General features: G+C 73.2%; 8 protein-coding genes. 2 read left to right on the top strand and 6 right to left on the bottom strand.

Features of this window, described 5'->3' with window-relative positions; all coding sequences use genetic code 11:
- From ACGF5U_RS15070 to ACGF5U_RS15095, 6 genes are all read right to left on the bottom strand, one after another.
- A partial coding sequence (locus ACGF5U_RS15070; RefSeq protein WP_392818398.1) for an NAD(P)/FAD-dependent oxidoreductase occupies window positions 1-1,349 on the bottom strand: 1,349 nt, incomplete at its 3' end.
- A 280-nt stretch (window positions 1,350-1,629) separates the two neighbouring features.
- Window positions 1,630-3,411: an ABC transporter ATP-binding protein gene (locus ACGF5U_RS15075; RefSeq protein WP_392714429.1), complete on the bottom strand. Its 1,782-nt coding sequence runs from the start codon at window positions 3,409-3,411 to the stop codon at window positions 1,630-1,632.
- Window positions 3,408-5,276 (bottom strand): ABC transporter transmembrane domain-containing protein, encoded by a 1,869-nt coding sequence (locus tag ACGF5U_RS15080; protein WP_392714431.1) that lies wholly within the window; start codon window positions 5,274-5,276, stop codon window positions 3,408-3,410. Before ACGF5U_RS15080 ends, ACGF5U_RS15075 begins: the two co-directional genes overlap by 4 nt.
- 383 nt (window positions 5,277-5,659) lie before the next feature.
- Window positions 5,660-7,132, bottom strand: a complete 1,473-nt coding sequence (locus ACGF5U_RS15085; protein WP_392714433.1) for a Gfo/Idh/MocA family protein — start codon at window positions 7,130-7,132, stop codon at window positions 5,660-5,662.
- A gap of 225 nt (window positions 7,133-7,357) precedes the next feature.
- Window positions 7,358-10,294: an FAD-binding and (Fe-S)-binding domain-containing protein gene (locus tag ACGF5U_RS15090; RefSeq protein WP_392714435.1), complete on the bottom strand. Its 2,937-nt coding sequence runs from the start codon at window positions 10,292-10,294 to the stop codon at window positions 7,358-7,360.
- Between the two features lie 42 nt (window positions 10,295-10,336).
- Window positions 10,337-10,786 (bottom strand): MarR family winged helix-turn-helix transcriptional regulator, encoded by a 450-nt coding sequence (locus tag ACGF5U_RS15095; RefSeq protein WP_392714436.1) that lies wholly within the window; start codon window positions 10,784-10,786, stop codon window positions 10,337-10,339.
- 152 nt (window positions 10,787-10,938) lie between these two features.
- On the opposite strand from ACGF5U_RS15095, the gene ACGF5U_RS15100 reads away from it, so the two are divergent.
- Both ACGF5U_RS15100 and mltG read left to right on the top strand, forming a co-directional pair.
- A complete protein-coding gene (locus tag ACGF5U_RS15100) occupies window positions 10,939-12,861 on the top strand; it encodes an ABC transporter ATP-binding protein (protein ID WP_392714438.1) in 1,923 nt (640 codons plus the stop codon).
- Window positions 12,862-13,109: 248 nt separating this feature from the next.
- A complete protein-coding gene (mltG, locus tag ACGF5U_RS15105; protein WP_392714440.1) occupies window positions 13,110-13,955 on the top strand; it encodes an endolytic transglycosylase MltG in 846 nt (281 codons plus the stop codon).
- Window positions 13,956-14,033: the final 78 nt, after the last annotated feature.

Raw genomic sequence — 14,033 nt, forward strand, 5'->3', positions numbered from 1 at the left:
TCCGCGCCCGCCGTGTGGGCGCGGATCTCCTCCGGCGTGAGATAGGCGTCGGTGTACTCGAAGTCGCGCAGGGTGGCCGGCTTGCGGGCCTGGAAACCGGTCCGTACGAAGTCGTCACCGGCGATCGCGTTCAGCAGCCAGTTGGTCATGACCCGGGTCTTGGCGACGTTCGTCCGCAGCGCCGCCCAGTGGTAGCCGCGCGCCGCGGCCTGGGCCGGCATGCCCTTCAGCTCGATGCCCAGGGGCTTGGAGACGGCGTCCCTCCCGCCGAGGTCCACGACCAGGCCCAGGTCCTTGTGGACGTAGGACTGCATCGGCCGGCCGCGCAGCGACGCGATGATGTTGTCGGCCAGCTTGCGGCCCTGGCGCATGGCGTGCTGGGCGGTGGGCGGGCAGATCGCCCCGTCGCCCTTCGCCAGGTCGGGCACCGCAGCCGCGTCACCGAGCGCGAACACGCCGTCCGCACCGGGCAGGCTCATCTCCGGGGTCACCGCCAGCCGCCCGCGCACGGTCTCGGCGTCCAGGGTGGCGACCAGCGGACTCGCCGCGACCCCCGCGGTCCAGATCAGCGTGCGGCACGGCAGCACCCGGCCGTCCGTGAACGTCACCTTGTCCGGCCCCGCCTCCGCCACGGAGACACCCAGCGAGACCTCGATACCCCGCTTGCGCAGGATCTCCAGGGCGGTGACACCGAGCTTGTCGCCGAGCTCCGGCATGAGCTTCGGCGCGATGTCGATCAGATGCCACTTGATCAGGGCGGGGTCCAGCCTGGGGTAGTGCTTCACGGCGTTGCTGGTCAGCAGCTGCAGACTCGCGGCCGTCTCCGTGCCGGCGTACCCGCCGCCCACCACCACGAACTGCAGCCGGGACGCCCGTTCCTCCTCGTCGTGACTGGCGTCGGCCAGATCCAGCTGGGAGATGACGTGGTCCCGGATGTAGGCGGCCTCGGCCAGGGTCTTCATGCCCCTCGCGTTGTCGATCAGCCCCGGGATGTCGAACGTACGGGTGACGCTGCCGGCGGCCAGCACGATGTAGTCGTACGGCTCGTTGACGATCTCGTCCGTGATCTTGCGGACGACACACACCTTCGCCTTCGTGTCCACCCCGATGGCCCCGCCGGGCACGATCCGGGTGCGATGGCGCCGGCTGCGGCGCAGGGACACGGCGACCGACTGCGGGGTGAGCACCCCGGAGGCGACCTGCGGGAGCAACGGCAGGTAGAGCTGGTACGAGAACGGGGTGACGAGCGCGATGTCCGCTTCGCCGGGAGCGAGGCTGCGCTCCAGCCGGCGTACGCACTCGACCCCGGCAAAGCCGGCGCCGACAACGAGAATCCTGGGTCGTGCCACGGTGTGCGTCCCTTCTCGGGCTTACGCGGTCATCGCTCGCCTGCCCCGTATCCGGAGCCAGTCACTCCCTCATCCTCACCGCAGGGGACGCGGTTCGCCTCCTGTGCGCCACGGGAGGCGGCCGCCCGGGCCGGGGACCGTGCCACTCCCTGCCGTCCGGGAGGGCGGTGTCCCGGTGCGGGCGAGCGGTCCCCCCGGCTGCAGCAACACCGTGCGGTGGCGTACCGGCCCGGTCCGAGTGCGTCAGGCGTCCCCGGGCCGGGCCGGGCCGTCGCTCGGCTCACCCGTGCCAGGAGCGCCACAGCGCCGCGTACGCGCCGTCCGCCGCGACCAGCTCGTCATGGCTGCCCAACTCGCTGATCCGGCCGCGCTCCACGACCGCGATCACATCCGCGTCGTGCGCCGTGTGCAGCCGGTGCGCGATCGCCACGACCGTACGGCCCTCCAGCACCCGCGCCAGCGACCGCTCCAGGTGCCGGGCCGCCCTCGGGTCCAGCAGCGACGTCGCCTCGTCCAGCACCAGCGTGTGCGGATCGGCCAGCACAAGCCGGGCCAGCGCGATCTGCTGCGCCTGCGCCGGGGTCAGCGCAGCACCGCCCGAGCCGACTTCGGTGTCGAGCCCGTCGTCGAGGGCCCGCGCCCAGGTGTCGGCGCCGACCGCGTGCAGCGCGGCCCACAGCTCCCCGTCCCCCGCCCCCGCGCGGGCGAGCAGCAGATTGTCCCGCAGCGACCCGACGAACACATGGTGCTCCTGGTTGACCAGCGCCACATGCTCCCGGACCCGCTCGGCGGGCATCCTCGCCAGCTCGGCGTCCCCGAGGGTGATCCGCCCCGTACGAGGGGCGTAGATGCCGGCGAGCAGCCGCCCCAGCGTCGACTTGCCCGCGCCGGACGGGCCGACGAGCGCCAGCCGGGTGCCCGGCGCGACCTCCATCGACACCCGGTGCAGCACGTCGACGCCCTCCCGGTAGCCGAACCGCACCTCGTCCGCGCGGACATCACGCCCGTCGGGCCGTACCGTCGCGTCACCGGCGTCCGGCTCGATGTCCCGTACGCCGACGAGCCGGGCCAGCGACACCTGGGCCACCTGAAGCTCGTCGTACCAGCGCAGGATGATCCCGACCGGGTCGACCAGCATCTGGGCGAGCAGCGCCCCCGTGGTGAGCTGCCCCACCCCCATCCAGCCCCGCAGGACGAAGAACCCGCCGATCAGCAGCACCGCCGCGAGCACCGTGGTGTGCGTGAGGTTGACGACCGGGAAGAGCACCGAGCGCAGGAAGAGCGTGTACCTCTCCCATGCCGTCCACTCCCTGACCCGCCGGTCCGACATGGCCACGCGCCGCGCACCGAGCCGGTGCGCCTCCACGGTGCGGCCCGCGTCGACGGTCTCCGCGAGGGCCGCGGCGACCGCCGCGTACCCGGCGGCCTCCGAACGGTACGCCGACGGCGCCCGCTTGAAGTACCAGCGGCAGCCGACGATCAGCAGCGGCGCCGCCACGATGACCGAGAGCGCCAGGGGCGGGGCCGTCACCGTGAGCCCGCCGATCAGCAGGCCCGCCCACACGACCCCGATGGCGAGCTGCGGCACCGCCTCGCGCATCGCGTTGGCCAGCCGGTCGATGTCGGTGGTGATCCGGGACAGCAGATCACCTGTCCCGGCCCGCTCCAGCACCCCGGGCGGCAGCCCGACCGACCGGACGAGGAAGTCCTCGCGCAGATCGGCGAGCATCTCCTCACCCAGCATCGCGCCGCGCAGCCGCACCAGCCTGACGAACAGCGCCTGGACGGCCAGCGCGACAGCGAACGCCGGGACGATCCACTCCAGCCGCAGGTCGCGGGCCCCGTCCGCGAGCCGGTCGACCAGTGAGCCCAGCAGATAGGGGCCCGCCATCGACGCGACGACGGCGGCCGCGTTGACACCGATCAGCGCGGCGAACGCGGCGCGATGGCGGCGCAGCAGCTCCCTCACGTAGGCGAGCACGGTCGCCGGGGTACCCACCGGCAGGGTCGTCGCCGTGGTCGGGGCCCCCGGGTCGTACTCCGGTGGCGCCATGCCGATCATGCGGTCTCCTCGATGTCCACGAGTGTGCCGAGCTCTTCGTCGGCGTCACGGGTGACCACCGCGCGGTAGCGCGGCTCGGTCTTGAGCAGGTCCCGGTGCGTGCCCACGGCCACCACCGCACCGTCCGCCACCAGCGCCACCTGGTCCGCGAGGTCCAGCAGCAGCGGCGACGAGGCCAGCACCACGGTGGTGCGCCCGGCGCGCAGCCTCCGTACACCCGCCGCCACGCGGGCCTCGGTGTGCGCGTCGACGGCCGACGTCGGCTCGTCGAGGACCAGCACCTCCGGGTCGGTCACCAGCGACCTGGCCAGCGCCAGCCGCTGACGCTGACCGCCGGACAGCGACCGGCCGCGCTCGGTGATCCGGGTGCGCATCGGGTCGCCGTCGCTGTCCACCGACGCCTGCGCCAGCGCCTCCAGCACGTCCCCGCACTCGGCGGCGGCCAGCGCGGCGTCGGCGGTCACCGCCCCGGACGACGGCACGTCCAGCAGCTCCCGCAGGGTGCCGGACAGCAGAACCGGGTCCTTGTCCTGTACGAGGACGGCGGCACGGGCCGTGTCGAGCGGCAGCTCGTCCAGCGGAACCCCGCCCAGCAGCACGGACACACGCGCGTCGGCCGTGTCGCCCGCCGGGTGCCCGCCGAGCCGGTCGGCGAGCTCCCCGGCCGCGTCCGGGTCGCCGCACACGACGGCGGTGAGCAGCCCGGCCGGGGCCAGCAGACCGGTGACGGGGTCGTACAGATCACCGGTCGGCGGTGCCTGCCCCCCTGGCCCCGCGGCCACAGCGGCTCCCGCCGGAGCGGTGCCCGCGTCCGCGTTCTCCGCCGCCGCGCTCTCCACCGCCCCGCTCTCCGCCGCCGCGTTCTCCGCCGTACGGGACAGGGACAGCACGCGCGCCGCGCGCTTCGCGGAGGGACGCGAGAAGGAGAAGGCCATGGCCATCTCCTCGAAGTTCCGCAACGGATGATGCGTCAGCATGACCATGCCGTACACGGTGACCAGCTCACCGACCGTGATCCGGCCGTCCAGTGCCAGCCTCGCCCCGTACACCACCACCACGAGCAGCAGCAGCCCCGGCAGCAGCACCTGGACCGCCGCGATCAGCGCCCACATGCGGGCGCTGCGCACCGCGGCCTCGCGCACCTCCTGCGACGCCTCGCGGTAGCGGCGCAGGAACAGGTCCTCGCCGCCGATGCCGCGCAGCACCCGCAGACCGGCGACCGTGTCGGAGGCCAGCTCGGTGGCCCGGCCCGCCTTCTCGCGCTGGACGTCCGCCCGCCGGGTGGCGCGGGGCAGCAGCGGCAGCACGGCCACCGCCAGTACCGGGACGCCGACCGCGACCAGACCGCCCAGCGCGGGCTGGTAGACCACCAGGCCGACACAGACCGCGACCAGCGTGGTGGCCGCCGCGGCGAACCGCGACAGGACCTCCACGAACCAGCCGATCTTCTCGACGTCACCCGTGGACACGGCGACCACCTCACCTGCGGCGACCCGCCGGGTCAGCACCGCGCCGAGTTCGGCGGTCTTGCGGGCCAGCAGCTGCTGGACCCGCGCGGCCGCGGTGATCCAGTTGGTGACGGCCGTGCGGTGGAGCATGGTGTCGCCCACCGCGATGGCCGCGCCCAGCAGGGCGATCAGGCCGGTTGCGAAGGCGAGCCCGCGACCGGAACCGTCCACGACCGCCTGGACGGCCAGGCCGACTCCCAACGGTAGGGCGGCGATGCTCAGCTGGAGGAGCAGACCCCAGCACAGGGCCTTGATCTGGCCACCGAGCTGATGGCGCCCGAGCCAGAACAGGAAGCGGGCGCCCGACCTGACGTCGGGTCGGCCCGGATCGGCGTACGGAAGATGGTGGATCTGCATGACGTCCCAGGCGATCGACGAGCGGCACGGGCGGGGAGCGGGGGGCGACGGCCGCCGCTCAGGCGGCGTACGGCGGGGGAGGCGGCGGGGGAGGCGGCGGACGACGCGAGGCGGCGAAAAAGTCGCGACGTGCAAGGTTCGCGGGACGCGCCCGTCCACGGCAATCGGTTTTCCGCACCGCCGAACGGAATGCGCCAAGGTCGAACACCTGCCCCCGCCCGGAAAAGGCCGTCCCTGCCTGGGAGAGCCCCCGCCCGGGCCCGCCTGGGAGGGCCTCCCGGCCCAGAGGGGCCGCCGGCCGGGAGGTACCACCCGGCCGGAAGGACCGGTCGGCGCCGCCGTGGAGCGCCGCCGGTCCTCCGGGCGCCGGGGCGGGCCGGCTGCTACTCCGCGGGCTTCGCCGAGTCCACGCCCGCGCGGGGCCTGCGCCACTCGCCGCGGGTGAAGTCCGGGATCGACTGCGGCGCTCCGTTCGCCTTGACGGAGAGGTGGCTCAGCGGCACGGGCGCCGTCCAGACCGCCGCGTCGTACACGTCGAAGTCGGGGACGAGGCCGAGACGCATGCACTGCGTCAGCCGGTACAGCATGAGGTAGTCCATGCCGCCGTGCCCGCCCGGCGGGTTCGCGTGCTCCTTCCACAGCCAGTGGTCGTAATCGGCCGCGTACGCGCCGAAGTCGCCCCACTGGTGGTTCCGGTGGTCGGGCTCCAGGTAGATCCGCGCCGGGTAGTCCTCGAAGACGCCCTTCGTCCCGCCGAGGCTGTTGATCCTGCTGTACGGGTGCGGCGTCGACACGTCGTGCTCCAGCCGGATCACCCGGCCCCTGGCCGTCCGCACCATGCTGATGGTCCGGTCGCTCCCGACGTACGACTCCTTCCAGCTCGGGTCGCCCGGCGGCATGTGCGCCGCGCGGTACTCGGCCAGGCCGAGCGCGGGCGTGCCGAAGCTGCTGATGCTGACCACCCGGTCGCCCCGGTTGACGTCCAGGTAGTTGGCGACCGGTCCGAAGCCGTGGTTGGGGTAGAGGTCACCGCGCAGCCGGGTGTGCCACAGCCTGCGCCACGGGCCCTCGTAGTACGTGGGCGAGAACATCAGCTGCCGCAGATCGTGGTTGTACGCGCCCGCGCCGTGCAGCAGTTCGCCGAACAGGCCGGCGTGCGCCATCCGCAGCACGCGTGTCTCGTTCCTGCCGTAGCAGCAGTTCTCCAGCTGCATGCAGTGGCGGCGGGTGCGCTCGGAGAGGTCCACCAGCGCCCACAGCTCCTCCAGCCGCATCGCGACCGGGCACTCCACGCCGACGTGCTTGCCGTTCAGCATGGCCGACACGGCCATGTCGAAGTGCAGTTCCCAGGGCGTCGCCACGTACACGAGGTCGAGGTCGCCGCGCGCGCACAGGTTCTCGTAGTCGTGGTCGCCGTTGGCGTAGACGGCGGGCGACGGCTGCCCCGCCCTCACGACCTTGGCCGACGCCGCCTCCGCCTTCGTCCTCACGGGGTCGCAGACCGCGACGACCCGTACGCCGGGGAGCGCCAGGAACAGGTCGATCATGCTGCCGCCCCGGTTGCCGAGACCGACGATCCCGACCCGTACGGTGCCTCTCCGCTCGAAGGGCACGCCCGCCATGGTGCGGCCCTGGCGGGGCGGTGCCGCGGCTCCGGAGCCGGCCGCCCCCTCGGCGGCGCCGGTGGTGTCCGCTGCCGTCGCCGGGGTCGCGGCGGTGGCCGACGGGACACCGCCCAGCGCGCCGAGCCCCAGCCCGGCGCCCGCCACTCCCGCCGTCGTCCGCAGGACGGACCGGCGGCTCGGGGCGCCGCCGGACTCGTCGGAGTCCTGGTTCCCGGGTGCTGCCTCGTTCATCGAACCTCCAGTACGTGTGTGCACGGCTGGTTCACGAATCCCGGGAAGGACCCTGGCCGTCCGGGTCGCGGGCGCGCAAGGGCGACGATTGGACTCTCGGCGCGGGCCCGTGGACTCCTGTACACGCGGGCCCGGGTCGGCCCGGCCTCCGACACCCGCGCCGTCGTCCGCGGACTCCTGTACGCGCGGGCCCGGGGCTCGCCGGCCGAGGCTCCGCCCGTGCCGTCACGGCCGGGTGGCACGCTCCAGCTCCAGCAGCGCCGAGCGGTAGCGCCGCCCCGTTGCATGATCCATGCCGATCTCGCACATCCGGTTCGCCGACAGGTGGGCGTCGAAGTGGCGCGCGGTCACCTCGGCCGCCTCACCGGCCGTCGCCGACTCGGTCAACTCGCGGTGCAGCATGCCCCGGTCGCCCGCGAAGCCGCAGCACCGCACCTCGTCCGGCACGACCACCTCGTCCGCGCACGCCTCGGCGATCGCCGTCAGCCGGTCAGCGTCCCCGAGGTGACGCATCGCGCAGGCGGGGTGCACGACGGCCGAGCCCACGGTGCGCCGCACGTCGAGCCGGGGCAGGAGACGGTCCGCGGCCCAGACGACCGAGTCGATCACTGTGAGCTCCCCGTGCAGGTCCCGGTTCCGCTCGGCGAGGTAGGGCACGACCTCGCGGGCGAGCCCCAGCGCGCAGGACGAGGCGTCCACGACCAGGGGCAGCCGCCCGCCCGCCGTCCAGCCCCAGGCGGCCTCGACGATCCGGTCGGCCATCACCCGGGCACCCTCCTCGTACCCCTTGGAGTGCCAGATCGTCGCGCAGCACGTACCGGCCACGTCGTCGGGGATCCAGACCGGCAGCCCGGCGCGCTCGGACAGCGCCACCACGGCCTGCGGCAGGGACGGCCCGTCATGCCCGCGGGGGTCGCCGAAGATCCGGTTCACACAGGACGGGTAGTAGACGGCCGCCGCGCGTGTACGGTCCGTGCGGGGCAGCCTGGGCCCTGCCGCACCGGGCAGCGCGGGCAGCCACTCCGGGACGAGGTCGCGCCGGACCGCCGTGCGGAGCAGGCCCGTGACCGCGCGCGGCAACCCGTCCCCCGCGATGCCTCCGGCCCGGTCGGCCGCGGCGACCGCGAGCCGGGCCGCGCTCTCCACCGCGGCGAAGTTCCGCGCCGCCAGCGCGGCCGTACGCTCCTCGCGCGGCGAGTGGCGCCGGTGCCGCAGCTCCTTCATCAGGGCGCCCGTGTCGATCCCCACCGGGCAGGCGAGGCCGCACAGCGCGTCGCCGGCGCAGGTGTCGACGGCGTCGTAGCCGTACGCCTCCACCAGTGCGTTCTCCACCGGAGAGCCGGGCGCCTGCCGCATCATCTCCCGCCGCAGGACGATCCGCTGACGCGGTGTGGTCGTCAGGTTCCCGCTGGGACAGACCGGCTCGCAGAACCCGCACTCGATGCACGGGTCGGTGCGCTCATCCACCGCCGGCACGCTCTTCAGGCCGCGCAGATGCGCCCGGGGGTCACGGTCGAGGACCACGCGCGGCGCGAGCACCCCGTCGGGGTCGATGGCACGCTTCGTACGCCACATCAGATCCGTCGCCGCCGGCCCCCACTCCAGTTCGAGGAACGGGGTGATGTTCCGTCCGGTGGCGTGCTCCGCCTTGAGTGAGCCGTCGAACCGCTCCACCGTGAGGCGGCAGAACGCGTCCATGAACGCGGCGTACCGGTCCACGTCGGCGGGGTCCGAGGCGTCGAACGCGAGCAGGAAGTGCAGATTGCCGTGTCCGGCATGGCCCGCGACGGCCGCGTCGAAACCGTACGCGGCCTGGAGCGCGAGCAGCGCCTCGCACGCCTCGGCGAGCCGCGCGGGCGGCACCGCGAAGTCCTCGGTGATCAGCGTCGTACGGGGCGGGCGGGTGGCACCGACCGCCGTGACGAACGCCTTCCTGGCCCGCCAGTAGCCGCCGATCGCCGCCGGGTCGCGGGTGAACGCGTTCGTCACCGAGGCCACCGGCGCGACCGGTGCGAGTCCGGCCACGATGCGTTCCGCCGCCCGCTCGTACGCCGCGCACGCCGCTGTGTCCGGCGCCCGGAACTCCACCAGCAGCGCGGCCGTCCCCCGTGGCAGCTCCGCCCAGTCGGACGGGACACCGGCGACGGCGGCCGAGGCGCGGAGCGTGCCCCCGTCCATCAGCTCCACGGCGAGCGCGCCCGCCCGGGTGAACAGCGGCACGGCCGCGGCGGCGGCCGGGAGCGACGGGAAGAACAGCAGCGCCGATGAGACCGCCGAATCCAGGGGCAGCGTGTCGAAGACGACCTCGGCGATGAAACCGAACGTCCCCTGGGAGCCGACCATCAGCCCGCGCAGGATCTCGACCGGGGTCGCCCCGTCCAGATAGGCGTCGAGACGGTAGCCGTTGGTGTTCTTGATCTCGTACTTGGCGCGGATGCGGGCCGTCAGCGCGGGATCGGCCTCGATGTCCGCCTTCAGCGCGAGCAGCGCCTCGCACAGCTTCGGTTCGGCGCGGGCCAGCTCCTCGTCGGCCGCCGGGTCGGCCGTGTCGACGACCGTGCCGGTCGGCAGGACGAACGTCAGCGAGGACACCGTCCGGTAGGCGTTGCGGGCGGTGCCCGCCGTCATGCCGGAGGCGTTGTTGGCGACGACGCCGCCCACGGTGCAGGCGACGGCGCTGGCCGGGTCGGGGCCGAGCACGCGGCCGTACGGGGCGAGGGCGGCGTTCACCCGGGCGACGGTCGTGCCGGGCCGGACGCGGACCCGCGCGCCGCCGTCGAGTACCTCGACGCCCGTCCAGTGCCTGCGGACGTCCACGAGGATGTCCTCGCCCTGGGCCTGGCCGTTCAGGCTCGTCCCGGCGGCCCGGAACACCACGTCGCGCCCCTTGCCGTGCGCGTACGACAGGATCGCCGAGATGTCGTCGATGTCCTCGGGCAGCAGGATCACGTGCGGGATGAAGCGGTACGGACTGGCGTCCGAGGCGTACGCCACGAGGTCCGAGGCCCGCCACAGGACCTTGTCCGGGCCGAGGACGGCGAAGAGTTCGTCCCGGAGCCGTCCGGGCGTGCCGTGTGCCAGCAGGTCGGGCGCCCGGTCGGGGGAGGGGGCACGCTCCGCACCCGGGCGGAGGGCGTCGGGCTTCGGCTCCAGCAGCGGCATGTCGCGGTCCCCTCGACGGTGCGCGCGCCGGGCACGGCGGCCTCAGCAGCCGCGCTCCGGGACTCCGTCGACCAGTGCGGACAGCAGGCCGCCGAGCACCTCGCGCTGATCGGCGGTCAATGGAGCCAGGATGTCCTCCGCGGCCGCCCTGCGCGCGCTCCTGAGCTGCCTCAGCGTGGCGCGGCCGGTGTCCGTGAGCTCGATCCGCACCACCCGGCGGTTGGCGGGGTCGGGGACGCGACGGACCCGGCCGCTCGCCTCCAGCCCGTCGACCAGGCTGGTCACCGCCCGGGGCACCACCTCCAGGCGCTCGGCGAGGTCGGCCATGCGCGGCGGGTGCTCGTAGTGCGCGACCGTCCGCAGCAGCCGCGACTGCGCGGGGGTGATGCTGATGTCGGCCGACTCCAGCTGGCGCTTCTGGCTGCGGTGCAGCCGTCGGGTCAGGCGCAGCAGCTGCTCGGCCAGCAGGCCGTCGGCGTCGGGGGAGTTCATAATCGAAGGATATCAGGACTACGCTCATTGTGAGCGTAGGTAACAATGAGCTATGCTCTCTTCGAGAGTTCACCGGTCCCGGCCGGCGGTCCCGCCACCGGCCGGGCCGCCGCTTCGGCCGCCTGCCTCGCAGCACCTCACCGAAGGAGCCCATGCGCATCCACGCGGAGTCCACCTGGACGCCACCGCCCCCCGACCCCGACCAGCCGCCCGCGCAGATCCGCCGCATCCTGCGGCTCTTCCGGCCCTACCGCGGCCGGCTGTCCGTCGTGGGCGTGCTCGTCGGCGCCTCGTCGCTGGTGGCGGTCGCCTCGCCGTTCCTCCTCCGCGAGATCCTCGACACCGCGATCCCGCAGGGCCGCACCGGCCTGCTCAGCCTGCTCGTCCTCGGCATGATCCTCACCGCGGTCATGACCAGCGTCTTCGGCGTGCTCCAGACGCTCATCTCCACGACGGTCGGTCAGCGTGTCATGCACGATCTGCGCACCGCCGTCTACGCCCAGCTGCAGCGCATGCCGCTCGCCTTCTTCACCCGGACGCGCACCGGCGAGGTGCAGTCCCGGATCGCCAACGACATCGGCGGCATGCAGGCCACCGTGACCTCCACCGCGACGTCCCTCGTCTCCAACCTGACCGCCGTGGTGGCGACGGTCGTCGCGATGCTGGCCCTCGACTGGCGGCTCACCGTCGTCTCGCTCCTGCTGCTGCCGCTGTTCGTCTGGATCAGCCGCCGGGTCGGCCGCGAGCGCAAGACGATCACCACCCAGCGTCAGAAGCAGATGGCCGCGATGGCCGCGACGGTCACCGAGTCGCTCTCCGTGAGCGGCATCCTGCTCGGCCGCACCATGGGCCGCGCCGACTCGCTGACCCGGTCCTTCGCCGACGAGTCCGAGCGGCTCGTCGACCTGGAAGTGCGCTCCTCCATGGCGGGGCGGTGGCGGATGGCCACGATCAGCATCGTGATGGCCGCGATGCCCGCGCTGATCTACTGGGCCGCAGGGCTGGCGCTCCAGGCGGGCGGCCCGGCCATCTCCATCGGTACGCTCGTCGCCTTCGTCTCGCTCCAGCAGGGACTGTTCCGCCCCGCCGTGAGCCTGCTCTCCACCGGAGTGCAGATCCAGACGTCGCTCGCGCTCTTCCAGCGGATCTTCGAGTACCTCGACCTGCCCGTCGACATCACCGAACCCGAGCGGCCCGTCCGCCTCGACACGGTGCGGGGCGAGGTCCGCTTCGAGGACGTGGCCTTCCACTACGACGAGAAGGACGACAAGACCGGCCCGACGCTCGACGGCATCGACATCACCGTCCCGGCCGGCGGCAGCCTGGCGGTCGTCGGCCCCACGGGCTCCGGCAAGTCCACCCTCAGCTATCTCGTGCCCCGGCTGTACGACGTCACATCCGGCAGGGTCACGCTCGACGGGGTCGACGTACGCGACCTCGACTTCGACAGCCTCGCCCGGGCCGTGGGCGTCGTCTCCCAGGAGACCTACCTCTTCCACGCCTCCGTCGCCGACAATCTGCGCTTCGCCCGGCCCGATGCCACCGACGAGGAGATCGAGGCCGCCGCGCGGGCCGCGCAGATCCACGACCACATCGCCGCCCTGCCCGACGGGTACGACACCCTCGTCGGCGAGCGCGGCTACCGGTTCTCCGGCGGTGAGAAGCAGCGGCTGGCCATCGCCCGCACCATCCTGCGCGACCCGCCGGTCCTCATCCTGGACGAGGCGACCAGCGCCCTCGACACCCGTACCGAGCAGGCGGTGCAACAGGCCATCGACGCGCTCTCCGCGGGACGCACCACCATCACGATCGCCCACCGGCTCTCCACCATCCGGAACGCCGACCAGATCGCCGTCCTCGACGGCGGCCGGATAGCCGAGCGCGGCAGCCATGACGAGCTGCTGGCGCTCGGCGGCCGGTACGCCGCGCTCGTGCGCGGAGACGCCGAGCTGGAGCCCGGGGGGAACGCGACGGCGCCGCCGCTCCCGTGGGACGGGGAGGCGACGGCGCCACGGCGAACGATCGTCAGACGAGCCAACCCACGAAGTGGACGACACCGGCCAGCAGGTTGGTGAGGAAGTTCATGATGGTGCGATCTCCTTGTGCATCGTGCGTGTGGGACAGATGGGACATGCGCCGACGCGGTCTGCAGCCCGTCGCTTGCGCACCGTAAGCATCATGCGCCGCACGGGAGTTGGACAGGGAAAGCCGATACGACCACACGTTCCGGCGAACAACCGATCCCACGTTCGTGTGTTCAGGGGCTCGTGTCGCTCCTCGTGGGCTACCGGGATCCACGGGGACCGCGGGTTAGCGTGCCCGCATGGCCAACGCGTTCTCGAACAAGCGGCCCCGGCGCCCCCGCCTGACCCGGCGCGGCCGCATCGTGCTGGTCGCCGGGGCGATCCTCGTCGTGGCGGCCTCCGTGCTCGTACCGCTGCTGCTGGTCAGGGAGCCCCCCGCCGAACCGCAGCAGACCAGGACCCTGCTGATCCCGGAGGGCTGGCGATCCAGCCAGGTGTACGAGGCGGTGGACAAGGCGCTCGGCGTACCGCCCGGCACCACCCGGCAGGCGGCGGCCGGAGCCGCGCTGGAACTGCCCGCCGAGGCCCAGGGCAACCCGGAGGGCTTTCTGTTCCCGGCCACGTACCCGATCGACGCCACGACCACCCCGAAGAGCCTGCTGCGCTACATGGTGTCCACCGCGGGCGAGCGGTTCGGCGCCGACCGCGTCAGCACCGCCGCCCGGCGCAACGGGGTGAGCCTCTACCAGCAGGTGACCATCGCGAGCATCGTGCAGGCCGAGGCCGACACCCCCGAGGACATGGGGAAGGTCGCGCGCGTCATCTACAACCGGCTCGCGCAGGGCATGCCGCTCCAGATGGACTCCACGCTCAACTACGCACTGGGCCGCTCCACCCTCGACACCAGCCACGCCGACACCAGGATCGACAGCCCATACAACACCTATGAGCGCCAGGGACTCCCGCCGACCCCGATCGACAACCCGGGAGAGCAGGCCATGGACGCCGCGGTTGCCCCGCCGCCGGGTGAGTGGCTCTACTTCGTCACCGTGAAACCCGGCGACACCCGCTTCACCGGCGACTACACGGAGCAGCAGCGGAACGTGCGGGAGTTCAACGAGAACCGCCGCACGGCGACGGACTGACCCCAGCACACCCGCCGCACGGCGACGACCGACCCCGCACCCGCCGCACGGCGACGGACTGACCCCACCACACGCGCC

The sequence above is a fragment of the Streptomyces sp. NPDC047886 genome (assembly GCF_043204435.1).
Lineage (GTDB): Bacteria > Actinomycetota > Actinomycetes > Streptomycetales > Streptomycetaceae > Streptomyces.

Bases quoted from the DNA above. Each gene is read 5' to 3' on its own strand.
- ACGF5U_RS15075 (WP_392714429.1), bottom strand. From the start codon at position 3,411: ATGATCGGCATGGCGCCACCGGAGTACGACCCGGGGGCCCCGACCACG.
- ACGF5U_RS15080 (WP_392714431.1), bottom strand. From the start codon at position 5,276: ATGCAGATCCACCATCTTCCGTACGCCGATCCGGGCCGACCCGACGTC.
- ACGF5U_RS15085 (WP_392714433.1), bottom strand. From the start codon at position 7,132: ATGAACGAGGCAGCACCCGGGAACCAGGACTCCGACGAGTCCGGCGGC.
- ACGF5U_RS15090 (WP_392714435.1), bottom strand. From the start codon at position 10,294: ATGCCGCTGCTGGAGCCGAAGCCCGACGCCCTCCGCCCGGGTGCGGAG.
- ACGF5U_RS15095 (WP_392714436.1), bottom strand. From the start codon at position 10,786: ATGAACTCCCCCGACGCCGACGGCCTGCTGGCCGAGCAGCTGCTGCGC.
- ACGF5U_RS15100 (WP_392714438.1), top strand. From the start codon at position 10,939: ATGCGCATCCACGCGGAGTCCACCTGGACGCCACCGCCCCCCGACCCC.
- mltG (WP_392714440.1), top strand. From the start codon at position 13,110: ATGGCCAACGCGTTCTCGAACAAGCGGCCCCGGCGCCCCCGCCTGACC.